This is a genomic window from Polynucleobacter sphagniphilus (genome assembly GCF_029892205.1).
Taxonomy (GTDB): domain Bacteria; phylum Pseudomonadota; class Gammaproteobacteria; order Burkholderiales; family Burkholderiaceae; genus Polynucleobacter; species Polynucleobacter sphagniphilus.
In genome coordinates this window covers 25,584-50,565 of the sequence record NZ_JARXVX010000006.1, presented here as the reverse complement: position 1 = coordinate 50,565, position 24,982 = coordinate 25,584, and the positions used below count along the sequence as shown (strand labels likewise).

Genomic DNA, 24,982 nt, shown 5'->3' with positions numbered 1-24,982 from the left:
TGATCAGCTTATTTCCAAATATTCCATGGTGAAACAACCCAAGCACCAATAACAACTACCCAAAATACAGAAATTGGAATAAAGATCTTCCATCCCAAACGCATAATTTGGTCGTAACGATAGCGAGGAAGAGTGGCTCGCAGCCAAATTACGCAAGATAAGAGGAAGAATGTCTTTGCAAACAGCCAAAAGAATCCTGGAATATCACGCAAGATTGGGAGATCTACAATCGGCAACCAACCACCTAAAAACATGATTGAAGCCAGAGCTGCAATCAAAATCATATTGGCGTATTCAGCCAAAAAGAACATAGCAAACGACATGCCTGAATACTCAACCATGTGACCAGCAACAATCTCAGACTCCCCTTCAACTACGTCAAAAGGATGACGGTTGGTTTCTGCGACGCCAGAGATAAAGTAAATGAGGAACATTGGCAACAAGGGCAACCAATTCCAAGAGAGGAAATTGAGACCCATATTGGCAAAATAACCATGATTCTGTGAAATCACAATAGCGCTCAAATTCAAGGTACCGGATGTAAGAAGAACGGTGACCAAAGCAAAACCCATTGCAATTTCATAAGAAATCATTTGAGCTGATGCGCGCATTGCACCCAGAAATGGATATTTTGAATTGGAAGACCAGCCCGCCAAAATCACACCATAAACACCAATAGATGAAATTGCCATGACATAAAGCAGGCCAGCGTTAACATCAGCCAATACCATCTTGGCCTGAAACGGAATCACAGCCCATGCTGCAAAAGCCGGCATGATCACCATGACTGGTGCAATGAAATACAAAACCTTACTTGCTTTAGCTGGAGAAATAATCTCCTTCATCAAGAGCTTTAATGCATCTGCAATCGGCTGCAAAAGACCCAAAGGTCCTACGCGATTTGGTCCAAGACGAATGTGCATCCAGCCAATCAGCTTTCTTTCCCAGAGGGTAAGGTATGCAACGCAACCAAACATAGGCAATACAATAATGACAATGCGCACTAAAGCCCAAATCGCTGGCCAAAGCGAGCCGAAAATAGCTTCGCCATTTGTATTAATGAGGTTTAAGAAATTATCCATCCCACCTCCTAAACTTTAGTTACCGTCACAGGGCCAAACATCGGTCCCAATTGGGAGCTAAATGAAGTGCCAGCAGAGATGCGCACTGCATTGGGCGCCAAAGCCGCCTCCAAAGTTGCAGGCATGATCACAGTTTTACCCTCTTGCTCAATCGATACGAGATCACCTTCTGTCAGGCCAAGGGAGTTAAACAGAAACTGGTTCAAACCAACTTGGTTACCTCGCTTTGCATCATGGGTTGACTGCAACGCTCCAGCGCGACGCACGATTTGATCGACAGCATAAATGTTGACATCAGCAACACGCTCCAGCCCATTTAACGGAGCCAAGTTACCGTTTGATAAATGACTGACCTGAGCTTGGTTACTGAGAAGATTGCAGTAAGTCTCGCTTAATGCCTCATCTAATATTTCTTCTGGTGTATTGAGCAAGAAGCCATCAAGCTCCAATAAACCACCAAGGACACGCAACACCTTCCAGGCCGGCCTAGAGTCGCCCAGGGGCTTAACAGCAGGTTGAATCGTTTGCGCCCTGCCCTCAGCGTTAATATAAGTTGCGACAGTTTCAGTAAAAGTTGTAATGGGCAAAATCACATCTGCCGCCTCTAAAATGTCAGCACTCTTATATGCAGTCAAAGCAATAACTGTATTTGCGTTAGCTAAAGCAGCACGTGTCTGAATTGGATTAGGCAAATCAGCTAAAGGATCCAAATTCATTAGCAATACAGCGCGACGATCACCGGATAAAACGGATTGAACGCCCGCACCATTTGCATTAACTAGGGAAGCACCAACGGCATTGCCGCCAACCGGCAAGAAACCTAGAGTAGCGCCTGTTTGTTCAGCAATAAATTGAGCCAAGACGGTTAAGTCGGTGCTATGGGGGTGCGCTTGCGCGGCAGACCCCAAAAGCACTGCAGTAGTAGCACCGGAGATCAAGCTATCCGCAATTGCTTGGGCCGCAGCTGAAACTGGCAAGTTAAATGTGCCAGCAGGGACGCTACTTGATTTAGCTTTGGCGACTGCCAAGGCTACCTCACTCAAGGCATTGAGCCAGGCGCTTGGCGCCGCAGAGATACTTTCAACCGCTGGGATGAGCCAGTCATCACCACCAGCATCAATGCGGGATACCAGGAGGCCACGTTTAGTTGCAGTACGAATACGCGCAGCTAAAACAGGTTGATCTTTGCGCAAGAAGCTACCGATTATCAAGGCGCGATCCAACTCACTTAATTTACTCACAGGCAAACCAAGCCAGGGAGCTTTGGGTGCACCAGCAACATCCGTTTGGCGCAAGCGAGTTTCGATTTGAGATGAACCCAGTCCACGAATTATTTTTTGCAATAAATGCAATTCTTCTGTGCTGGATATCGGGTGAGCCAAGGCAGCAATTGCATCGGGACCACTCTCGGCAGAAATGGATTTAATTGAACGCGCCACATAGTCCAGCGCAGACTCCCAATCGGTCTCCAACCATTGACCACCCTGCTTCACCATTGGTGTAGTGACCCGTTCAGCAGAATTCAAACCTTCGTATGAGAAACGATCGCGATCGCTAATCCAGCATTCATTGATAGCTTCATTCTCAAGAGCAACGACACGCATCACTTTATTTGCTTTAGTTTGAACAGTAGTGTTCGCACCCAAACTATCATGAGGACTTACTGAGCGCTTACGTGCCAACTCCCAGGTTCGCGCTGCATAACGGAATGGTTTGCTCGTCAAAGCGCCGACTGGGCATATATCGATCATGTTTCCAGAAAGCTCTGAGTCAACCGTTTGACCAACAAAGGTTGTAATCTCGGAATGTTCGCCGCGATTAATCATGCCCAACTCCATTACGCCAGCCACTTCCTGGCCAAAGCGAACGCAGCGAGTGCAATGAATACAACGTGACATCTCTTGCATCGAGATTAGGGGCCCTACATTCTTATGGAAAACAACGCGCTTCTCTTCGTCGTAACGCGAGTTAGACTTGCCGTAACCAACAGCCAAATCTTGCAGTTGACATTCGCCACCTTGATCGCAAATTGGGCAATCTAATGGGTGATTAATAAGTAAGAACTCCATTACAGAGCGTTGCGCTTCAACTGCTTTGGCAGAATGCGTAAACACTTTCATGCCCTGTGTAACAGGTGTTGCGCAGGCCGGCAATGGTTTAGGTGCTTTTTCAATCTCAACAAGGCACATACGGCAATTAGCTGCAATTGATAATTTCTTGTGGTAGCAGAAATGGGGAATGTAAGTACCAATTTTGTTCGCGGCGTGCATCACCATCGAACCTTGAGGAACCTCTACTGCCTTGCCATCTAATTCGATTTCAACCATGCTCACTTTATGAAGTCCCGTGCTCAATATCTTTTATAAAGGTTGCGCAGAATCTAAGCAGCGCTTGTGTTCTACGTGGTACGCAAATTCATCCATGTAATGCTTCAACATCCCTCTTACAGGCATTGCAGCAGCATCACCTAGGGCGCAAATGGTACGGCCCTGGATATTTGCTGCAACATCATTTAGCAAATCTAAATCCTCTGGACGACCCTGGCCATGCTCAATGCGATTAACAATTCGCCATAACCAGCCGGTACCCTCACGACATGGCGTGCACTGTCCACAGGACTCTTCATGATAGAAATAAGATAGGCGAAGTAAAGCACGTACCATGCAACGTGTATCGTTCATCACGATCACCGCACCAGAACCCAACATCGAACCAGCTTTAGCAATGCTGTCGTAGTCCATTGTTAAATCCATCATTTGTGCACCAGGAACAACAGGAGCGGATGAGCCGCCAGGTATAACAGCCTTTAAAGCTCTGCCATCACGCATACCGCCAGCAAGCTTCAATAGCTCGGAAAATGGCGTGCCCAAGGGAATCTCGTAATTGCCTGGATGAACAACATCACCTGACACAGAGAAAATCTTTGTGCCACCGTTATTGGGCTTACCCAATTCGAGGTACGCTTGGCCGCCTATAGCCATGATGAAGGGCACGGCTGCAAAAGTCTCAGTGTTGTTAATGGTTGTTGGTTTGCCGTACAAACCAAAGCTTGCAGGGAAAGGTGGTTTGAAGCGAGGCTGACCTTTTTTACCTTCTAAGGATTCAAGCAAAGCAGTTTCTTCACCGCAAATATAGGCGCCCCAGCCAGGAGCAGCGTGTAATTGGAAATTGAAATCACTTCCCAAGATCTGATCGCCTAAATAACCAGCTGTGCGAGCCTCTTCCAAAGCCTCTTCGAAGCGGGCGTAGGTTTCCCAGATTTCTCCGTGAATATAGTTATAACCCGTACCAATACCCATGGTGTAGGCACCAATAATCATGCCTTCAATCAGAGCATGCGGGTTGTAACGCATGATGTCACGATCTTTAAACGTGCCTGGCTCACCTTCATCACTATTACAGACTAAGTATTTTTGGCCAGGAAACTGGCGTGGCATAAAACTCCACTTCAGTCCAGTTGGAAACCCTGCGCCTCCACGACCGCGTAATGATGAAGCTTTCAGCTCCGCAATGATTGCATCAGGAGCAAGCTTGTCATTAATGATGCGACGCAATTGCTGATAACCACCACGATTTTCATAATCTTTTAAACGCCAGTTATCGCCATTTAACCCAGCAAGAATTAATGGCTTGATATGACGATCGTGCAAGCTAGTCATACTGCTTTCCCTTCTGCACGTAACTCATTTAAGAGTGCGTCAATCTTTTCTTTACTCATGAAGCTACACATCCGCTTGTTATTAACCAGCATCACTGGGGAATCGCCGCAAGCTCCCATACATTCACCTTCTTTGAGGGTGAATGTGCCACAGGGGGTGGTTTCATTAAAGCCAATACCAAGGGTCTCTTTGAGGTGGTTAGCGGCGGTTTCGCCATGCGTTAATTGGCATGGTAGATTGGTACAAATAACTAACTTGTACTTACCAACTGGCTTGGTGTCATACATGTTGTAAAAAGTGGCTACCTCTTCAACTGCTATCGTCGGCATTCCAAGAATGTCGGCAACTGTTTCAATCACCTCGGGCGAGACCCAACCCACTTCAGTTTGCGCTGCAATCAATGAAGCCATCACCGCAGATTGCTTCTGCTCTGGGGGATATTTAGCAATATTACGCGCAATATCAGCTAAGGTCTTTTCGGATAGATGAAGAGTTGTTGTCATTAAATAATCCTTGGCCCGCAAAATTAGCGGTCAATCTCCCCGAAAACAATATCTTGGGTACCAATAATAGTTACAGCGTCAGCAAGCATATGCCCTCTAGACATTTCATCCATTGCGGAGAGATGCACAAATCCAGGTGCGCGAATCTTCATGCGATATGGTTTGTTAGCACCATCGGAAATGAGATAAATCCCGAACTCACCTTTAGGGTGCTCTACCGCTGAATAGGCTTCACCATCAGGAACATGCAAACCCTCAGTAAAGAGTTTGAAGTGATGAATCAACTCTTCCATATTGGTCTTCATATCAACCCGTTTAGGAGGGGCAACCTTATGGTTATCGCTCATCACCGGACCAGGATTTGCTTTTAGCCAAGCAACGCACTGTTTAATAATCCGGTTAGATTGATACATCTCTTCCATGCGAATCAAATAACGATCGTAGGAGTCGCCATTCACACCGACAGGAATATCAAATTCCAATTTGTCATAAGTCTCATAGGGCTGCTTCTTACGCAAATCCCATTCAATACCCGAACCACGTAGCATTGGCCCAGTGAAACCCAACTGCAATGCACGCTCAGGAGTGACAACGCCAATACCTACCAAACGCTGCTTCCAAATTCGGTTATCAGTTAACAGATTGCAATATTCATCCACATTGGCATCAAAGCGACTAGAGAATTCTTCAATGAAATCAAGCAAGGACCCACTGCGGTTTTCATTTAAACGCTTGATAGCTGATGCGCTGCGAATTTTCGATTTAGAGTACTGAGCCATCTTCTCCGGCAAGTCGCGATACACACCGCCAGGACGATAGTACGCTGCGTGCATACGGGCCCCAGAAACGGCTTCATACATATCAAAAATATCTTCGCGGTCACGAAATGCGTAGAGGAAAACAGCCATTGCACCGACATCTAGACCATGACAGCCAATCCATAACAAGTGATTGAGCAAGCGAGTTAACTCATCAAACATCACTCGAATGTACTGTGCACGCAAAGGGACATCCACTTGCAGCAATTTTTCAATCGCTAAAACGTAAGCATGCTCGTTCGACATCATGGATACATAGTCCAAACGATCCATATATGGAACGTTTTGAATCCATGTACGAGTCTCGGCTAATTTTTCAGTAGCACGATGCAATAAACCAATATGTGGGTCAGCACGCTGAATCACTTCACCATCAAGCTCTAGTACTAGACGTAAAACGCCGTGAGCCGCAGGATGTTGAGGTCCAAAATTGAGTGTGTAGTTCTTAATTTCCGCCATGGCTTAAACCGAACCTCCATACTGCTCTTCCCGAACGATACGCGGAGTGATCTCACGCGGTTCAATCGTGACGGGTTGATAAACAACACGCTTTAACTCTGGGTCATAACGCATTTCGACGTTGCCGGAAATTGGAAAATCTTTACGGAAAGGATGGCCGATAAATCCATAGTCAGTGAGTATGCGACGCAAATCATCATGACCATCAAACAAAATGCCATAGAGGTCAAATGCTTCACGCTCGAACCAGTTGGCGCTATTCCATACTGGCGTAATCGAAGCTACGACAGGATAGCTATCATCGGGAGCAAACACGTGTACCCGTAAACGCCAATTGTGAGCCAGCGATAATAGATGGGCTACCACACCAAAGCGCTTGCCAGTGTGTTTCCCTTCTCGAAAATCTTGGTAATCAACACCACAAAGATCAATGAGTTGCTCAAATGCCAACAATGGGTCATCACGCAAAAGCAGAGCTGACTCATAGTATGTTTCGGCGTTGACAATCACAGTCACTTCATCAAGTGCAATTTCGATTGATTGCACTCTTTTACCGAGAACTTTATCGATATTGGCAGCAAGTTGATTCAAACGTTCAGACATCTCAAGCCTTCCGCGCAATAGTACTAGTACGAGCGATCTTTGATTGCAATTGAATAATGCCGTAGATCAATGCTTCTGCAGTAGGAGGACAACCGGGAACATAAATATCTACTGGCACAATCCGGTCGCAACCGCGCACTACTGAATAGGAGTTATGGTAGTAACCACCACCGTTAGCACAAGATCCCATGGAGATTACCCAACGAGGCTCTGGCATCTGGTCGTAGACCTTGCGTAATGCAGGAGCCATTTTATTGGTGAGGGTACCAGCAACAATCATTAAGTCAGATTGACGTGGAGATGGGCGGAAAACCACACCAAAACGATCCAGGTCGTACCGTGATGCGCCTGCGTGCATCATCTCAACGGCACAACAGGCCAACCCAAAGGTCATCGGCCAGAGGGAACCGTTACGGGTCCAGTTAATCAACTGATCCGCGGTAGTTGTTACAAAACCTTCTTTGAGAACGCCTTCTAATGCCATATCTATCACTCCCAGTCGAGAGCGCCCTTTTTCCAGATATATACAAATCCCACAATGAATTCCAACAGGAAAATCACCATAGAGGCGTAGCCGAGCCATCCAATATCACGAAGGGCAACACCCCAAGGAAATAGAAATGCGGTTTCAAGATCAAACAAAATAAAGAGGATGGCGATTAAGTAGTAACGCACATCAAATTTCATACGAGCATCTTCAAAGGCCTCAAAGCCACACTCATATGGGGAGAGTTTTTCAGCATCTGGCTTCGAAGGAGCCAACACTTTTCCGAGGAACATGGGTACTAAACCAACCCCAATACCTACGAGGATAAAAAGCAGAACAGGAAAGTAATTAGCGAGATTCAAAATAGCCCTGAGTTATTCGTCTGGTAAATCTTAAACACTTCAAATTATCAACAATTCCTACATCCTACATGCAACTTCAAATGCAATATGTGCATTTTATTGGTGCCGACGGCGAGACTCGAACTCGCACAGCCTAAGCCACTACCCCCTCAAGATAGCGTGTCTACCAATTTCACCACGTCGGCATCTTATAAAACGTATCAATTCTACTGCATTGCACAAGCAAAAAGTCCAAAAATGCGACTAAAAAATTGCTCTTAAATCATTCAATAACTTACTTTGGAACCGCAGGCTTGCTCGGATCCTGAACTGGTGCGGGCGGAGCAGCCGCTGGCGTTGCTGATGGGGCAACTGTTCCAGATAAAATTCCTGGGCTAACTTCCTTTTTATTGCCAATCCAGGTAATTCCCAAAGTACAAATAAAGAAGATGGCTGCAAAAATAGCGGTTGTATGCGAAAGAAAATTAGCAGATCCACTAGCGCCAAATAAGCTGCCAGATGCGCCAGAACCAAAAGCTGCACCCATATCAGCGCCCTTACCCTGTTGGAGCAATACCAACAAAATTACTCCCAAGGCAGAAATTACTTGTAATACGATCAACAAAGTCTTAAACCATTCCATGGCTTATCTCCAATTAAAAATAATTAGGCCTGACAGATGGCTAGAAAATCCTGGGGATTTAGTGATGCACCCCCTATCAATCCACCATCAATATCAGGCATTGCAAAAAGTTCAACGGCATTATCAGGCTTAACACTTCCGCCGTACAAAATGCCAACATGTGAAGCGACGTCTTCATCAAATTCTGCCAGTTGCAAACGAATCGCGCGATGCATATCTTGCGCCACTTGAGCGCTGGCGACTTTGCCAGTCCCAATAGCCCAAATTGGCTCGTAAGCAATCAAACAATCAGCCAGCCTGTCTTGTAAAACAGAAACTTGCTTTGCGATTTGCCCGCGCACGACTTCCACTTCCCTGCCAGAATTACGCTCATCAGCTGATTCACCTACGCAGATGATTGGCGTAATACCTTGATCTAGTGCCTGGAGTGCTTTTTCAGCAATCAACTCATCCGTTTCATGGTGCATTTGACGGCGCTCTGAATGGCCAACTATGACATAAGTACAACCCAACTCCTTGAGCATCTGCGCACTCACTTCGCCTGTGTAGGCCCCAGACAAATGGGCTGACACGTCCTGAGCACCCAACCTCAAGAAAGCCAAGGAGCACTGCTTAATCAACTGATCACATTGAGACAGATACGGAAAGGGAGCGCAAACAGCATACTTACGACCCGCAGGCATCCCCTTTTCCATGCCCTGGCATACAGCTTTCACCCAAACTTCATTGCTAGCCAAGTTGCCGTTGAGTTTCCAGTTGCCAATGATGGTTAGCGGTCGCATAGATCTAAATTAAACCGTCAATACTATCTTGCCAACATGCTCTGAAGACTCCATCAATCGATGTGCATCAGCCGCCTGCTCAAGCGCAAATGTTTTATATATCACCGGCTTTAATTTGCCAGCATTCAGTAAGGGCCAAACATATTCATACAATTGGGCAGTGATCTGCTTTTTGAATGAGACCGGCCTTGGACGTAAAGTTGAGCCAGTAATGGTTAAACGACGACGCAAAATTTGACCGGTGTTCACTTCGGCTTTGGAGCCACCCATGATGGCAATAATCACAATGCGGCCATCATCAGCTAGGCAGTCAATTTCACGTTGCACGTAGGCGCCAGTCACCATATCAAGTATGACATTTACACCTTTGCCGTCGGTTACCTTTTTGATCTCTTCTACAAAATCTTGCGTCTTGTAGTTAATTGCTAAATCAGCACCCAACTCCAAACATGCAGCACATTTCTCATCCGTACCAGCGGTAACAAATACCCGGTGACCCAAAGCCTTGGCAATCAAAATAGCAGTTACGCCGATGCCACTTGAGCCACCTTGCACTAATAAAGTTTCGCCTTCAGACAACTCCCCGCGCATGAAGACATTACTCCATACTGTATAAAAAGTTTCCGGTAAAGCAGCAGCTTCTTGATCCGTAAATCCAGTTGGATATGGTAGGCATTGGGCAATAGGAGCGGTTGCTAATTCTGCATAACCACCACCCTGCACTAAGGCACAGACCTTGTCACCTAGTTTTAGGCCAAAGGCATTATCAGCATGGGCTAAATCCCCGCCAATAATTTCACCAGCAACCTCCAAACCAGGAATATCAGATGCACCAGCTGGAACTGGATAATGGCCTTTACGCTGCAACACATCAGGACGATTAATTCCTGCTGCAATTACTTTGATCAAAACCTCACCACTTCCAGCGGCTGGAGCCACCGGATCGGGGCGAGTATTGGGCACCAACATCTCTGGCGCTCCAAACTCTTTGATTTCCATCACACGCATCTGAAAACTCCCGTTTTTGGACGATCTAAAACTTAAGCAGATTCGCCAGGAGCAACTACTTCTTCAGCAACTGCTTGGGTGGAGGCAGCTAAAGGCTCAATTGTTCCACCCTCATCAGCCATGGCTGCCTTGAGTGATAAACGCAAACGACCACGCTCATCAGCAGCCAACAGCTTCACGCGTACCACTTGACCTTCTTGCAGGTAATCTTTTACTTCCTTAACCCGCTCAGTAGAGATCTCTGAAATGTGCAAGAGTCCATCTTTACCAGGAAGAATATTTACCAAAGCACCGAATTCAAGCAACTTCACAACCGGACCTTCGTAGATCTTACCTACTTCAGCTTCAGCAGTGATGCCCTCAATACGGGCTTTTGCTTCTGCCATGCCTTCTGCGCTAGTTGAGGCTATTGTTACAGTGCCATCATCTTTAATATCAATGCTGCAACCAGTTTCTTTGGTCAAAGCTTGGATAGTTGCGCCGCCCTTACCGATGACTTCACGAATCTTGTCTGGATGGATCTTGAAAGAAACCATACGCGGTGCATGTGCCGACAATTCAGTACGCACAGAACCCATTGCTTCTTGCATTTTGCTCAAAATATGCAGACGGCCTTCTTTGGCTTGTGCCAAAGCAACTTGCATAATTTCTTTGGTAATGCCCTGAACCTTAATATCCATTTGTAAAGCGGTAATACCGTTTGCTGTACCCGCTACTTTAAAGTCCATATCGCCCAAGTGATCTTCATCACCCAAGATATCGGTCAAAACAGCAAAGCGATTGCCATCCAAAATCAAGCCCATTGCTACACCAGCAACGTGCGCCTTAACAGGGACACCAGCATCCATCATTGCCAAGCAACCGCCACAAACAGAAGCCATTGATGATGAGCCATTTGATTCAGTAATTTCTGAAACAACGCGAATACTGTAAGCAAAGTCTTCCGCACTAGGCAATACTGGGATCAAAGCACGTTTAGCTAGGCGACCGTGACCAATTTCACGACGCTTTGGGCTGCCAACACGTCCAGTTTCACCAGTAGCAAACGGAGGCATGTTGTAGTGGAACATGAAGCGGTCACGGTATTCACCTTCGAGCGCATCAATGATCTGCTCATCACGTGCAGTACCAAGGGTGGCAACAACGAGAGCCTGCGTTTCACCGCGAGTAAACAATGCTGAGCCGTGAGTGCGGGGCAATACGCCATTGCGAATCTCAATTGGGCGAACAGTACGTGTGTCACGACCATCAATACGTGGCTCACCATTCAAAATTTGGCTACGAACAATTTTTGCTTCGATTTCAAAAATGATATCGCTTACAGCAACAGCATCAACATCGCCATCAGCTTCAAGCTTTGCCATGACTTCTTTGTTAATTTCTTTCAACTTGTCTGAGCGTGCGCCCTTCTGACGAATTTGGTACGCCTCACGCAATGGAGCTTCAGCTAAAGCGGTGACCTTAGCGATAAATGGCTCATCCTTAGGGGCTGCTGTCCAATCCCACTCTGGCTTACCTGCTTCACGAACTAAATCATTGATTGCATTGATGGCTGTTTGCATTTGGTCGTGACCATATACAACTGCGCCCAACATGACTTCTTCTGATAATTGATTGGCTTCTGATTCCACCATTAATACCGCAGCCTGAGTACCGGCAACGATTAAATCGAGCTCACTGGTAGTCTGCTCTGAACGAGTGGGATTCAAAAGGTATTGGCCATTGGCATAACCAACACGGGCTGCGCCAACAGGGCCGGCAAAAGGAATGCCAGATACCGCTAAAGCAGCGGAGGCGGCGATTAAAGCAGGAATATCTGCAGGTACATCTGGGTTGATAGACAACACATGCACTACAACCTGCACTTCATTTAAGAAGCCTTCTGGAAACAAAGGGCGCAGTGGACGATCGATCAAACGAGAGATCAATGTTTCACCTTCAGATGGGCGACCTTCGCGGCGGAAAAAGCCGCCAGGAATCTTACCGGCAGCGTAGGTTTTTTCTAAATAATCAACTGTTAATGGGAAAAAGGATTGGCCTGGCTTTGCAGACTTAGAGGCAACAACAGTACCCATTACTACAGTGTCGTCCACGTTAACGATCACGGCACCACCAGCTTGACGAGCAATCTCGCCTGTTTCCATTGTTACCTGATGATTACCCCATTGAAAACTTTTTACTGCTTTTTTAAACATAGTCATTCTGATCTTCTCCAAATTGTTCACGTGCACTTCACATGAAGAACACGCTTGTTGTGGGATAAAGCAGTGTCACAACAAACACTGGAGCGCTTAAAGATCACAAGGGATGCCATTCCAGAGAGGCACTGAATCTACATCAGAAACTCATTGGAATGACACGATTCCCTACGCAAACAATCTTGAACCGCTCAAAAAACATGCCACCCGCTTAAGACTGAATCAATTAAGAAACAACCCTAAGATAGATGGCATCGATAAAACCAAAAAAGAATTACTTACGCAGACCTAATTTCTCAATCAAGGCACGATAACGATCCAAATCCTTACCTTTGAGGTAATCCAACAGGCGACGACGACGAGAAACCATCTTCAACAAACCACGGCGGCTGTGATGATCCTTGGCGTTAGCCTTGAAATGGGGGGTTAATTCGTTAATGCGGGCTGTGAGCAATGAAACTTGAACTTCAGGGCTACCTGTGTCGTTTGCACTGCGAGCGTTATCTTTAACGATTTCCGCTGTTTTAATATCTGCAACTGCCATTTTTTAATGCTCCTTACTTGCGAACACCTGAGCTTTCACCCAATCTGTGTCGTGCTATTAATAAAAATAAAACAAAAAAGCTTTAAAAATCAAAGCACTCGAATTGTAGCAGATGAGCCAATGATTGAATGGCAGCTTAAAAAGCCATAAAAGGGGGCACCTATCTGCTAACGCAATAAAAATACAAATTTACCTTTAAATGCAATAGTTTATGGCGTCATTTGTGCATTTAACTTGAGTTGGCTGGGATCATGTAACTTATTCAAAGCAGATAAGTAGGCTTTTGCAGAAGCTGCAATGATGTCGGGATCGGTGCCAACACCGTTGACTATCCGACCACCCTTTGCGAGCCGAACCGTGACCTCGCCTTGGGATTGTGTGCCCGATGTGATTGCATTCACTGAGTACAACAGCTGTTCTGAGCCACTCTTTGCAAGTGCCTCAATTGCGTTTAAGCTGGCATCCACAGGACCGTTACCCTCAGCTTCGGAGCTCACCTCTTTGTCACCCATGCGGAAAGTCACCCTAGATTTAGGGCGCTCACCGGTTTCAGAATGCTGGCTAAGGGATAGAAATTGATAAAACTCCGCCTCTTCAGCGGCTGCGGAATCGGACATGATGGCAATAATGTCCTCGTCAAAGATTTCTGATTTTTGATCAGCCAAGGCTTTAAAGCGTACAAAAGCATCATTCAGATCAGCCTCTGCATCAATGGCAATCCCCAACTCATGTAAGCGCTGTTTGAATGCATTGCGCCCAGACAATTTACCCAAAACAATCTTATTGGCCGACCAACCCACATCTTCTGCACGCATAATCTCGTAGGTATCGCGATTTTTCAAAATACCATCTTGATGGATACCGGAGGTATGAGCAAATGCATTGGCTCCAACTACCGCTTTGTTGGGTTGCACTACAAAGCCAGTGATCTGAGAAACCAATTTAGAGGCCGACACAATCTGCGCCGCATCAATTCCACAGACCATATCAAAATAGTCCTTACGAGTGCGTAAGGCCATCACAATTTCCTCTAATGCAGTATTGCCAGCGCGCTCACCCAAGCCATTGATGGTGCACTCAATTTGACGCGCTCCTCCATACTTCACCCCAGCAAGAGAATTAGCAACAGCCATACCTAAATCATTATGGCAATGGACTGACCAAATTGCCTTATCGGAATTGGGAACACGTTCACGAAGATTTGCTATAAATTCACCATATAAAGCGGGAATCGCATAACCTACGGTATCCGGAATATTGATAGTGGTAGCTCCCTCATTAATCACCGCTTCAATTACTCTACACAAGAAATCAGGCTCTGAACGATAACCATCTTCAGCTGAGAACTCAATATCACTCGCTAAATTGCGTGCAAAGCGAATCGAGCGTTTGGCCTGTTCCAACACTTCCTCTGGAGACATACGCAATTTCACAGCCATGTGTAAAGGACTGGTGGCTAAAAATGCATGAATGCGTTTTGCATTAGCAGCCTTCAGCGCATCCGCGGCGCGGGTAATGTCCTTGTCATTTGCTCTGGCAAGAGAACAGACAATGGAATCCTTAACTGCAGCAGCTACCGCCGAGATCGCAGCAAAGTCGCCCTCAGAGCTAGCGGCAAAACCAGCTTCAATCACATCCACCTTAAGGCGTTCTAACTGGCGAGCTATGCGAACCTTCTCATCTTTAGTCATTGAAGCACCAGGCGATTGCTCACCATCACGTAAAGTGGTATCAAAAATGATTACTTTGTCACTCATCACTACTCTCCGGTTCTTAATTACTGTATTGATAAATCAATTAATTACTGCATTCTGAAAAAGAAAAACCCCAGCAATGTGCTGGGGCTGGTATGTCTTTGTTAATGATTTAATTTAATCTCATCAACTCAGGCCTTACCCGCCCCAAGCTTTAGGCCTAGTGCAAGGGGAAGACTCGTTAGAAGTGAGAAATTCATCAACATGGTTTAAATATAACCTAAATATCCCTAATTAGCCAAATCGGCGACCGCTATAGCGCTCCCAAGCCCAAATCACATAGCCTGAAATTGAATACACCACAAACAATCCGAACAAGGCTAAAGGCGGATTTGATGAGATCAGCACAAAGGTCAGGATCATGAGAACCATGACGCCAAAAGGAACCCGGTATCGCACATCTAATGCTTTGCCACTATAAAAACGTGCATTAGAGACCATGGTTAGGCCTGCATAAACAGTAATAAAAAAGGTAACCCATGGAATTGCAAGCGTTGTTACAGGAATCTTATTGTCATCAGCCAACCAGATAAATCCAGCAAGCAAAGCGCCAGCTGCAGGACTTGGCAGACCCTGAAAGAACTTCTTATCAACCACAGTCGTATTGACGTTAAAGCGGGCTAAACGCAGAGCGGCGCCTGCACAATAGGTAAAAGCAGCCAACCAACCCCACTTGCCCAAGTCTTTTAGAACCCACTCATAAGCAACCAATGCTGGAGCAACCCCAAAGGAAACCATATCTGCCAAAGAGTCGTATTGTTCACCAAAAGCACTCTGCGTATTGGTCATGCGAGCAATGCGGCCATCCATCCCATCCAAAACCATTGAGGCAAAGACCGCGATCGCAGCCGTTTCAAACTGGTGGTTCATGGCATTCACAATGGCGAAAAAACCGCTAAATAAAGCAGCTGTTGTGAATGCATTTGGCAAAAGGTAGATACCTTTATTGCGTGGCCGAGGTTTTTCATCATGATGACCTTCAACATCAAAGTCGCCCGACTCAAGCTGCTCTACTTCCCAATCATTTTTTGAGCGTGCTATACGAGCATTCGTTATGCGACTACGATGGATGCGGCCACGACTACGAAATGTACTCAAAAGAGTGTCCTAACTGGGGATGTAGATTAATCCAGCCCCGGCACACGGGCCAAGGCGGTATTAGTTGCAAATACTTTATCGCCAACACTGACTAAAGGCTCAGCGCTCAGTGGCAAATACACATCAACACGGGAACCAAAACGAATAAAACCATAGCGCTCGCCAGCCTTTAAGCGATCACCCACATGGATATAACAAAGAATCCGGCGCGCTATCAAGCCTGCGACCTGAACCAATGTGATCACTTGTCCATTAGCGTCAATCACAACGGCATTGCGTTCATTTTCTGTAGATGCTTTATCTAAATCAGCATTTACAAATTTACCCGGGAAATACTGAATCTCTTTTATCAAACCATTTACGGCACTTCGGTTTGAGTGAACGTTGAACACGTTCATGAAAACGCTAATCTTTAATGCCTCACGCTCAGCATATGGATCCATCGTCTTTTCTACTACAACAATGCGACCATCGGCAGGCGACAAAACCAAATCACGACCCAAAGCTGCGATACGCTGAGGATCGCGGAAAAATTGCAGAACAAAGATAAAAATAATCCACAGCGGCCATGACCATACAATGCCACCGAGATAGTGAACTAGCAAAGCAACGCCCCCCACTAGTGCCAAATACGGCCAACCTTCTTTTGCAATAATGGGGTGCGGATACATCATCTTTGTTCTAAGCCTTTGTGATTACGGATTATTTTCTACTAAAGCCAAGACTTAGTTCTTAGTTTGATCAACTAGTTTGTTTTTGGCAATCCAAGGCATCATGGCGCGCAATTTAGCACCAACAACCTCGATGTCATGTTCAGCATTCAAACGACGACGTGAGATCAAAGTAGGTGCTCCTGCCTTGTTTTCCAAGATAAAGCTCTTAGCATACTCACCAGTCTGAATATCCTTCAAGCACTGACGCATTGCATTTTTAGTATCTTCAGTTACAACGCGTGGGCCAGTAACGTACTCACCATACTCTGCATTATTGGAGATGGAGTAGTTCATATTTGCAATACCGCCTTCATAGATCAAGTCCACAATCAACTTGAGCTCATGCAAGCACTCAAAGTAAGCCATTTCGGGGGCATAACCAGCTTCAACTAGAGTTTCAAAACCAGCCTTAATCAACTCTACGGCACCACCACAAAGCACTGCCTGCTCACCGAATAAATCAGTTTCAGTCTCTTCACGGAAGTTGGTTTCAATAATGCCGGCACGACCGCCGCCATTGGCTGTGGCATATGACAAAGCTACATCACGTGCAGAGCCGGTTTTATCTTGATACACAGCGATCAAATGAGGAACGCCGCCACCTTGTGCGTATGTGCCACGTACTGTGTGACCTGGCGCTTTAGGAGCAATCATGATGACATCCAAATCAGAGCGTGGTTGTACTTGACCATAATGGACATTAAAGCCATGTGCAAAAGCCAAAGCCGCACCTTGTTTGATATTGGCATGCACTTCTTTGTTGTACACATCGGCAATTTGCTCATCTGGCAAAAGCATCATGACAACGTCTGCATCTTTAACTGCTTCAGCCACTTCTTTAACTAGCAAACCAGCATTAGCAGCTTTGCTCCAAGAAGCTCCGTCCTTACGCAAACCAACAGTCACGTTTACACCTGAATCTTTGAGGTTCAACGCATGCGCATGGCCCTGTGAACCGTAACCAATGATGGTGACTTTTTTGCCTTTAATGAGTGACAAATCAGCGTCTTTATCGTAAAAAACTTTCATGCTCTTTCCTTGTGTTGAAGTATTTTGTAATGCAGTAATAAATAAAAAAATTAAACCTTGAGAATTCTCTCGCCGCGCCCGATACCAGAACCGCCCGAACGAACGGTTTCCAGAATCGATCCACGATCAATCGAGTCAATAAAGGCATCCAATTTGGTGCCGTCGCCGGTTAATTCAATGGTGTAACTCTTATCCGTAACATCGATGATGCGTCCGCGGAAAATATCGGTTGTACGCTTGAGTTCTTCACGCTCTTTACCAACAGCGCGCACTTTGATCATCATAAGTTCACGCTCAATGTGTGGTCCCTCGGTTAAGTCAAAAACCTTAACCACCTCAACCAGACGATTAAGGTGTTTTGTAATTTGCTCAATCACATCCTCTGAACCAATGGTCACAATGGTCATACGTGACAAAGATGAATCTTCCGTAGGTGCAACGCTCAGGGTTTCAATGTTATAGCCACGAGCTGAAAACAGACCAACCACTCGGGATAAAGCGCCCGGCTCGTTCTCTATCAAAACAGAAATAATATGCCTCATTAGAGATCCTCACTACCCAAAAGCATTTCAGTAATACCTTTACCAGCCTGAACCATTGGCCATACGTTTTCCTCGGGATCAGTTTGGAAGTCCATAAATACAGTGCGGTCTTTGAGGCGTATCGCTTCTTTCAAAGCATCTTCAACGTCAGATTTTTTCTCAATGCGCATACCTACATGACCATAAGCTTCTGCCAGCTTTACAAAATCTGGCAAAGAGTCCATGTAGGAACTGGAGTAGCGTTTGTTATAAGTCAGTTCCTGCCACTGGCGAACCATGCCTAGGTAACGATTATTCAGAGAAACGATCTTGACCGGCGTGTTGTACTGTTTACAAGTAGAAAGCTCTTGAATGCACATTTGGATCGAACCTTCGCCAGTAATCGCGAAAACATCCGTTTCAGGAAATGCCTTCTTGATGCCCATGGCATATGGCAAGCCAACTCCCATCGTGCCCAAGCCACCAGAATTAATCCAGCGACGTGGTTTATCAAATTTATAAAACTGAGCAGCCCACATTTGATGTTGACCTACGTCTGAGGTAATAATTGCATCGCCTTTGGTTAGCTCCCACAACTTCTGGACTACGTACTGCGGCTTCACAATTTGCGATTGCTCATCGTACTTTAAGCAATCCTTTTTGCGCCATTCGTTGATTTGCTCCCACCAGGCTGCTAATTTCGCATCATTTTTACGTGGCCCAGCAGCTTTGAGCTGAGTAGTCATCTCTTGCAGAACCTCTTTGAGGTTACCAACGATAGGAACATCCACCTTTACACGCTTAGAGATTACGGAAGGATCGATATCGATATGAATAATTTTGCGAGGATGGCTAGCAAAGTGCTGCGTATTACCAATCACACGGTCATCAAAACGTGCGCCAATAGCAATCAACACATCACTGTGCTGCATGGCCATATTTGCCTCGTAGGTGCCATGCATACCAAGCATGCCTAAGAATTGCGGGCTAGTACCAGGAAAGCCACCTAAACCCATCAGGGTATTGGTTACGGGATAGCCAAGCAAATCAGCAAATTCTTTTAACTCTGGGGCTGCATCAGCCAAGATCACGCCGCCACCGGTGTAAATATATGGGCGCTCGGCTTCTTGCAACAAAGAAACCGCCTTACGAATCTGCCCGCTGTGACCTTTTACAACCGGATTGTAAGAGCGCATTTCGAGGGTCTCAGGATAAACAAAAGGACCCTTCGCTGCAGAAACGTCTTTAGGAATGTCTATCAATACAGGGCCAGGCCGTCCTGTCTGAGCAATATGAAATGCCTTCTTTAGTACCAAAGGTAAATCTTTAACGTCCTTTACTAGGAAGTTATGCTTAACCACTGGACGCGTAATACCAACCGTATCGGCCTCTTGGAAGGCATCCTCACCAATGGCATAGGTAGGCACGTTGCCACTAATGATGACCATTGGAATTGAATCGGTATAGGCAGTTGCAATACCCGTTACTGCATTAGTGACACCCGGTCCAGAGGTAACTAAGGCGACACCTACCTTGCCAGTTGCACGGGCATAGCCATCAGCAGCATGCACTGCTGCTTGCTCATGGCGAACCAGTATATGTTCAAACTTATTCTGTTTAAAAATTTCGTCGTAGATAAATAACACCGAGCCGCCGGGATAACCCCAAACGAACTCAACCCCCTCTGCGTGCAAAGCATGCACCAGCATTTCAGCACCAATCATTTCAGGTGGCGCGGTCAGGGAGTTTGTATTTGATGTGTCTTTAGCTTTAGTAGCTAAAAATTCGGCGCTGCTTGTATTCATTTTCTTTCGTCCTTTGCAATTTTCGGCAAAAAATTGTTTGGTCTGTTCTGTCCCTTGCTTTTGGCCTGAGTTCGAACGGCGCTGCTACCAGAAAAAACCACTTCTTGAATGAGATTCTAGGTAGTAAGCCTAGTATTCTATAGCAATACCCTAAAATGACTCAATTCTTTCTTAATGAGGCCCAATCCTCTGCATGGCATCCGCGCAAGAACTATCTGACTTTCTGAGTAGTGTTGAACAGCGTGCATTTAAGCAGGCTGTCTATGCTGTAAGGGATGACGACGCCGCCCTAGATATTGTCCAGGATGCCATGATTAAGCTTGCTGAAAAATATGGGGACAGACCCGCTGCTGAGCTCCCTCTGGTATTTACAAGAATTCTCCAAAACCGCATTCATGACTGGTTTAGGCGTCAAAAGGTCAGAAATGCCTGGGTTTCCCTATTCTCGAGCATGGGCAAGAAAACTGAGGAAGGTGATGATTTTGACCCCCTAGAGTCAATCTCTGCCCCAGAAGATAGTGAAATTCATCAAGATGGGTCGCAAAAATTAGAGAGAAGCCAGCTTTTGCAGGTACTCGAGGCAGAAATATCAAAATTGCCAGCCCGTCAACGAGAAGCCTTCCTGATGCGTTATTGGGATGAGCTCAGTATTACTGATACAGCAAAGGCCATGAGTTGTAGCGAGGGAAGTGTGAAAACACACTGCTCCAGAGCAACACAAGCCTTAGCTAAAGCTTTGAAATTAAAAGGAATTACCCTGTGAACCGTGCCCGAGACCATTTAGACCCAGTAGCGCAAGACCATTTTGCTAGGGCTAGCGCCGCTCTCCTTCGTGATGGCTCTACTACCCTGCCTAGTGCCATCAATAATCGACTGCATGCAGCTCGTATGAAGGCTTTATCTGTCAGAAAACCGGAGAAAGTTCACCAACATAAAGAAGTTTTGGCAACAATTACCGGCAACTGGTCAAGTCACTCGCGTTCTGGCTCTAAATCTATTTGGGAAACCCTCGGCTGGGTCGCCCCACTCGTCGTCTTGGTTTTTGGCTTAATTGGTATCGCACAATGGCAAGATGACTCACGCATTAATGACATGGCTCAAGTGGATGCTGCCCTATTAACAGACGACGTCCCACCAGATGCTTACGCTGATAGCGGTTTTATGGCCTTCCTCAAGAATGGCGCTGCCACAGCCGATCATCTTGAATCAGCCACAACCAGATAACAAAAGCCTTTAACAGAATGCACAGAAACCTCAGGACCGCATCGCTCAGTATTGCAGCGTTTCTGGCATTGAACTGCCCTGGATTGAGTTTTGCCCAAAATTCACCGAACACTCAAGCTAAAGCCGTCAGCGCTCCCGAAAAAAAGGTGGATGGTAGTTGGGATAGCCTCAATTCCAGTCAGCAGAAAATCCTTCAGCCCCTTGAAGATGACTGGAACTATATGACCCCAGATAATCACAAGCGCTGGATACAGGTAGCCAACATCTATCCAAAAATGAGCGAGCAGGATCAGCAACGTCTGCAATCCCGAATGGGCAGCTGGTCCAATCTCTCGCAACGTGATCGACGCCTAGCACGAGAAAACTATTTAAGCAGTCTCAAATTCCCTGCAGATAAAAAAGCCGAAGCTTGGAGTGCTTACCAAAAATTGAGCCAGGAAGAAAAGCTCAAACTCTCCCAATCTCAGGGTGTCAAAAAGACACCGAGTGTCGCCAGCGCTCCAACCCTACAACAACATCCCCTAACGCCAAAAGCTATCCTGCCACCCGCAGCGCCCATTAGGGTAACTGTGACACCTTCAGAGACAATTCCTAGCGCTAGCGAATCGAATCCTCTCGAGACTAGCGGTAGTTCAAATTAATGACACCGGCCGAATTAAGTCAGCTGCAGCCGCCCTCCTTTTGGCGCCGTGTGTGCTGCTCTCTTTATGAGCAATTGGTACTGCTTGGGGTAATTGCAATCACCTTCTTAGTTCCCAATTTAGCTTTGGGAATGCTCTTTGGCATTTCTCTACCGAGCTGGTTAACCTTTTTTTATCTGTATGGAGTTCTTGGTATTTACTTTGTTTGGTATTGGTGCAAATCCGGTCAAACCTTGGCGATGCAAACTTGGCGAGTGAGACTCATCAATCAAGCCGGCTATGAATTAAGCAAGCGTCAAGCATGGTGGCGTTATGTTTATGCCTCTTTATGGCTTTTGCCCTGCATATTATTGCAATATATTTTTGAGTTTCACCATTGGCAAATTATTGAGATGCTTTTCACGGTCTCATTGTTTTTATGGCCCTTAAGCACTCTCATTGATCCAATGGATCACCAAAGCATTCCAGACCGATTTGCACGCACTCGCCTAGTAGAATTGCCTAAAGGAATGGTTACGCTCTCTTAATCAATCGAGAACTTATGTCTGCGCTTCTCTCAGACATTCAATCGCACTAGCACTTTGTATTCTTTGCATAAATCGCAAACCGGCCAGCAGGCAAACTGTAATACCAAAAACTAGACCCATCATGAGAGATTGAGCAAAAGCATTAAATTCAATCTCTAAGACGTATCTTCCAAGGGCCCATGCTGCCATTCCTGAAAATAAACCAGCCAAAAGACCGGCAATACTGCCAATCGCTAGCAACTCAATCAAGGCAATTTTGGCTAAAGCTTGACGAGAGGCGCCCAAGGCTTTCAGTATGGCGGCGCTTCGATAGCGCTCATCTTGAGTTGCTGCAATTGCTGAAATCAATACCAAGACTGCAGCTGCGATCGTAAAGGCAAACAAAAAGCCCAAAGCATTACTAAGTTGATCCAAAACAGACTGGAGCTGCTGCAATGTATTTTGAACATCCACCACAGTTAAGTTTGGGTACGCCTGGGTCAAGTCAAAGTCGAGGGATTCATGTTGGGGCGATTGGTAATAAGATGTAATCCATGATTGGGGCATATCCCTCAATTGGGCAGGCGGCATAATCACAAAAAAATTAACTCGCATAGAACTCCAATCTAGCTTGCGCAAAGAGGTAATGGGTGCTTCAACACGCTCACCGGCCACTTCAAAACTCAGTTGATCGCCAATCTTTAAGTGGAGCGTTTTAGCAATTCCTGCTTCCATGGAAATTTGTGGGGCATCCCCCTCAATCCAATGACCACTGGTTATCCGATTACCTTGCGGCAATTGATCGGTATAGGATAAATTGAATTCACGATCCACCAAACGTCGTGCATTCTCATCCTGATAAGTGTCAGCAGTAATTGGCTGTCCATTCACCTCAGTAAGTCGGCCTCTGACCATGGGATAGAAAGCCGGCCTATCCAACCCAGCATCCTCTAGCAATTGAGCAATCGCAATCTTTTGGTCTTCCATGATATTGATCATGAAACGATTCGGTGCATTGGGGGGTATTGCGCTTTGCCAACTTGGTAATAAATCATGGCGCAATAACAACACCATCAGCAGCGCCATTAAAGCCAACCCAAGTGCAGTAATTTGTATTACCGCAAAGGCGGGGCGACGAATGTGCATGGTCAGTGCAAAACGCACCACAAAATAAGAGGTCTTGAGATGGGCCAGCAGTCGGAGTGCTCCATATGCCAACATTGAAAATAACAGTAATGAAGCTCCAAAACTAGACGCAACCCAAGCAGCCAACCTCCAATCATCAGCCACCAACAGTATGACAAAGGCACAGCTGGAAAAACAGCCCAGCGCCAGCCAAAGCTGTGCATTCCCTATGCTATTGACATCGCTACGCACTAACCGAATTGGGGATACTTTGGCCAAACCATACAAGGGGGGCCCAGCAAATCCAAGCAACAGTAAACACGCCAAGCAAATACTTGAAATGGCTGGCAATAGACTACTTGCAGGCAATGGACTGGGGAGCAAGCCTCCTAAAAAATGGAGCAAAATAATTTGTGTAAGGTCTGCACAAGCAACCCCACAAAAGGAAGCAATCAAGGCAATACCAGCAAGCGTTTTGCACTGTTGCATGAAAATGATTGATTGTGTGGCTCCAAAACATTTATTAATAGCGCATACATCGGTTTGTTTCAGGGCATAACGTCGCGCCGCTAGCGCGATCGCTACGCTAGCAACAATGGCAGTTAATAGTGCAACCAGGGATAAAAAACGCTGCGCCCTATCTAAAGTCTTACGCATTGTGGGCTGAGCATTTTCCAGGGTTTCAATTCGCACACCGTGTAAATGAGCTGATGCAATATCGTCAGAAGCCCATTTTTGATAGGCGGCAATGGAGTCATCAGACCCAGCCAATAGAAGACGATAAGTGACCCGACTACCAAAGCCGAGCAAACCAGTTGATGGCAAATCCTCTAAGGACATCATGATGCGCGGTGAAAAATTCATAAATCCAGCGCCACGATCAGTTTCTTGCAATAGGATTCCACCAATTTCAAACTGGCGGTTTCCTAACTGGATAAAATCACCGACCCGACTATGCAAACCAGCCAGCATGCCAGGCTCAAGCCAAACCACACCCGACTTTGGCATACCCTTTTCTTGCACACTCACATCAGATTGATCTGAGGGAGATACCTTGAGATTGCCTCTTAATGGGTAGTTTGCACTAACCGCTTTTAATGAAGCCAGCTTGGTTACTGACTGTGCGGATGCCATACTAGGAAACACTACCGTTTGCGCTAACTGCAGATTGTGAGAATGCGCATACTCAATAAATCGTTGGGGTAGCGGCTCATCGGCAACTAGCAAGAGGTCAGCCGCCAATAACTGCTTTGCATCTGATTGAAAGGAGCGCTGCAAACGGTCTGCTAAAAAACCGACACTACTTAACGCAGTGATAGATAAAGTGAGCGCTAGTAATAGCTGAGCGAGCTCACGAGACCGAAGATCTCTTCGTAAACCCCTTATAAAAACCGCTAGCGACTCAAACAAACCAAGAACTTTTCTAACAAATAGGCCAA

General features: G+C 46.0%; 24 protein-coding genes and 1 tRNA gene. 4 read left to right on the top strand and 21 right to left on the bottom strand.

What is annotated here, in order from left to right; translation table 11 throughout:
- Window positions 1-8: 8 nt before the first annotated feature.
- The 20 genes from nuoH to M2125_RS10105 all read right to left on the bottom strand — a co-directional run bounded on the left by nuoH (window position 9) and on the right by M2125_RS10105 (window position 20,047).
- Window positions 9-1,082: an NADH-quinone oxidoreductase subunit NuoH gene (nuoH, locus tag M2125_RS10200; protein ID WP_076024116.1), complete on the bottom strand. Its 1,074-nt coding sequence runs from the start codon at window positions 1,080-1,082 to the stop codon at window positions 9-11.
- Window positions 1,083-1,090: 8 nt separating this feature from the next.
- Window positions 1,091-3,409 (bottom strand): NADH-quinone oxidoreductase subunit NuoG, encoded by a 2,319-nt coding sequence (gene nuoG / locus M2125_RS10195; RefSeq protein WP_280742920.1) that lies wholly within the window; start codon window positions 3,407-3,409, stop codon window positions 1,091-1,093.
- Window positions 3,410-3,442: 33 nt separating this feature from the next.
- Entirely contained in the window at window positions 3,443-4,741 is a 1,299-nt protein-coding gene (gene nuoF, locus M2125_RS10190) for an NADH-quinone oxidoreductase subunit NuoF (protein WP_076024118.1), read from the bottom strand.
- Window positions 4,738-5,244 carry an NADH-quinone oxidoreductase subunit NuoE gene (nuoE, locus tag M2125_RS10185; protein WP_277541219.1) on the bottom strand — a complete coding sequence of 169 codons (507 nt, stop codon included), beginning with the start codon at window positions 5,242-5,244 and terminating at the stop codon, window positions 4,738-4,740. The genes nuoF and nuoE overlap by 4 nt, the downstream gene beginning before the upstream one ends.
- 23 nt (window positions 5,245-5,267) lie before the next feature.
- The gene (locus M2125_RS10180) at window positions 5,268-6,521 is read right to left on the bottom strand and encodes an NADH-quinone oxidoreductase subunit D (RefSeq protein ID WP_076024120.1); all 1,254 of its coding nucleotides are present in this window, start codon (window positions 6,519-6,521) and stop codon (window positions 5,268-5,270) included.
- Between the two features lie 3 nt (window positions 6,522-6,524).
- Entirely contained in the window at window positions 6,525-7,124 is a 600-nt protein-coding gene (locus M2125_RS10175; protein WP_076024121.1) for an NADH-quinone oxidoreductase subunit C, read from the bottom strand.
- A gap of 1 nt (window position 7,125) precedes the next feature.
- Window positions 7,126-7,608, bottom strand: a complete 483-nt coding sequence (locus M2125_RS10170) for a NuoB/complex I 20 kDa subunit family protein (protein WP_076024122.1) — start codon at window positions 7,606-7,608, stop codon at window positions 7,126-7,128.
- 5 nt (window positions 7,609-7,613) lie between these two features.
- Window positions 7,614-7,973 carry an NADH-quinone oxidoreductase subunit A gene (locus M2125_RS10165; protein WP_076024123.1) on the bottom strand — a complete coding sequence of 120 codons (360 nt, stop codon included), beginning with the start codon at window positions 7,971-7,973 and terminating at the stop codon, window positions 7,614-7,616.
- Window positions 7,974-8,073: 100 nt separating this feature from the next.
- Window positions 8,074-8,158, bottom strand: a tRNA-Leu gene (locus M2125_RS10160).
- Between the two features lie 89 nt (window positions 8,159-8,247).
- Window positions 8,248-8,595, bottom strand: a complete 348-nt coding sequence (gene secG / locus M2125_RS10155; RefSeq protein ID WP_076024124.1) for a preprotein translocase subunit SecG — start codon at window positions 8,593-8,595, stop codon at window positions 8,248-8,250.
- A 23-nt stretch (window positions 8,596-8,618) separates the two neighbouring features.
- The gene (gene tpiA, locus M2125_RS10150; protein WP_280741580.1) at window positions 8,619-9,377 is read right to left on the bottom strand and encodes a triose-phosphate isomerase; all 759 of its coding nucleotides are present in this window, start codon (window positions 9,375-9,377) and stop codon (window positions 8,619-8,621) included.
- 9 nt (window positions 9,378-9,386) lie between these two features.
- Complete coding sequence (locus M2125_RS10145) at window positions 9,387-10,385, bottom strand: NAD(P)H-quinone oxidoreductase (RefSeq protein WP_076024126.1); 999 nt, start codon at window positions 10,383-10,385, stop codon at window positions 9,387-9,389.
- Between the two features lie 32 nt (window positions 10,386-10,417).
- Window positions 10,418-12,586 carry a polyribonucleotide nucleotidyltransferase gene (gene pnp, locus M2125_RS10140; protein ID WP_076024127.1) on the bottom strand — a complete coding sequence of 723 codons (2,169 nt, stop codon included), beginning with the start codon at window positions 12,584-12,586 and terminating at the stop codon, window positions 10,418-10,420.
- A 271-nt stretch (window positions 12,587-12,857) separates the two neighbouring features.
- A complete protein-coding gene (gene rpsO / locus M2125_RS10135; protein ID WP_011902897.1) occupies window positions 12,858-13,127 on the bottom strand; it encodes a 30S ribosomal protein S15 in 270 nt (89 codons plus the stop codon).
- A gap of 209 nt (window positions 13,128-13,336) precedes the next feature.
- On the bottom strand, window positions 13,337-14,884 hold the full coding sequence (locus tag M2125_RS10130; RefSeq protein WP_280741582.1) for a 2-isopropylmalate synthase: 1,548 nt from the start codon (window positions 14,882-14,884) through the stop codon (window positions 13,337-13,339).
- Window positions 14,885-15,115: 231 nt separating this feature from the next.
- Window positions 15,116-15,922, bottom strand: coding sequence for a CDP-diacylglycerol--serine O-phosphatidyltransferase (pssA, locus tag M2125_RS10125; RefSeq protein WP_420875835.1), 807 nt, complete (start codon window positions 15,920-15,922; stop codon window positions 15,116-15,118).
- An 83-nt stretch (window positions 15,923-16,005) separates the two neighbouring features.
- On the bottom strand, window positions 16,006-16,653 hold the full coding sequence (locus M2125_RS10120) for a phosphatidylserine decarboxylase (RefSeq protein ID WP_277541234.1): 648 nt from the start codon (window positions 16,651-16,653) through the stop codon (window positions 16,006-16,008).
- Window positions 16,654-16,704: 51 nt separating this feature from the next.
- Complete coding sequence (ilvC, locus tag M2125_RS10115; RefSeq protein WP_076024130.1) at window positions 16,705-17,721, bottom strand: ketol-acid reductoisomerase; 1,017 nt, start codon at window positions 17,719-17,721, stop codon at window positions 16,705-16,707.
- 50 nt (window positions 17,722-17,771) lie between these two features.
- Entirely contained in the window at window positions 17,772-18,263 is a 492-nt protein-coding gene (gene ilvN, locus M2125_RS10110; protein WP_076024131.1) for an acetolactate synthase small subunit, read from the bottom strand.
- Window positions 18,263-20,047: an acetolactate synthase 3 catalytic subunit gene (locus M2125_RS10105; protein ID WP_076024132.1), complete on the bottom strand. Its 1,785-nt coding sequence runs from the start codon at window positions 20,045-20,047 to the stop codon at window positions 18,263-18,265. The genes ilvN and M2125_RS10105 overlap by 1 nt, the downstream gene beginning before the upstream one ends.
- Before the next feature lie 193 nt (window positions 20,048-20,240).
- Here M2125_RS10105 and M2125_RS10100 point away from each other — a divergent pair, with 193 nt between their 5' ends.
- The 4 genes from M2125_RS10100 to M2125_RS10085 are packed head-to-tail and all read left to right on the top strand — an operon-like array spanning window position 20,241 to window position 22,439.
- The gene (locus tag M2125_RS10100; RefSeq protein ID WP_076024133.1) at window positions 20,241-20,810 is read left to right on the top strand and encodes an RNA polymerase sigma factor; all 570 of its coding nucleotides are present in this window, start codon (window positions 20,241-20,243) and stop codon (window positions 20,808-20,810) included.
- Window positions 20,807-21,271, top strand: a complete 465-nt coding sequence (locus M2125_RS10095; RefSeq protein WP_076024134.1) for a DUF3619 family protein — start codon at window positions 20,807-20,809, stop codon at window positions 21,269-21,271. The genes M2125_RS10100 and M2125_RS10095 overlap by 4 nt, the downstream gene beginning before the upstream one ends.
- 17 nt (window positions 21,272-21,288) lie before the next feature.
- A complete protein-coding gene (locus M2125_RS10090; protein WP_076024135.1) occupies window positions 21,289-21,912 on the top strand; it encodes a DUF3106 domain-containing protein in 624 nt (207 codons plus the stop codon).
- Window positions 21,912-22,439, top strand: a complete 528-nt coding sequence (locus M2125_RS10085) for an RDD family protein (protein ID WP_280741583.1) — start codon at window positions 21,912-21,914, stop codon at window positions 22,437-22,439. Before M2125_RS10090 ends, M2125_RS10085 begins: the two co-directional genes overlap by 1 nt.
- A 12-nt stretch (window positions 22,440-22,451) precedes the next feature.
- On the opposite strand, the gene M2125_RS10080 is transcribed toward M2125_RS10085, so the two are convergent.
- Window positions 22,452-24,953: an ABC transporter permease gene (locus M2125_RS10080; RefSeq protein WP_342394175.1), complete on the bottom strand. Its 2,502-nt coding sequence runs from the start codon at window positions 24,951-24,953 to the stop codon at window positions 22,452-22,454.
- Window positions 24,954-24,982: the final 29 nt, after the last annotated feature.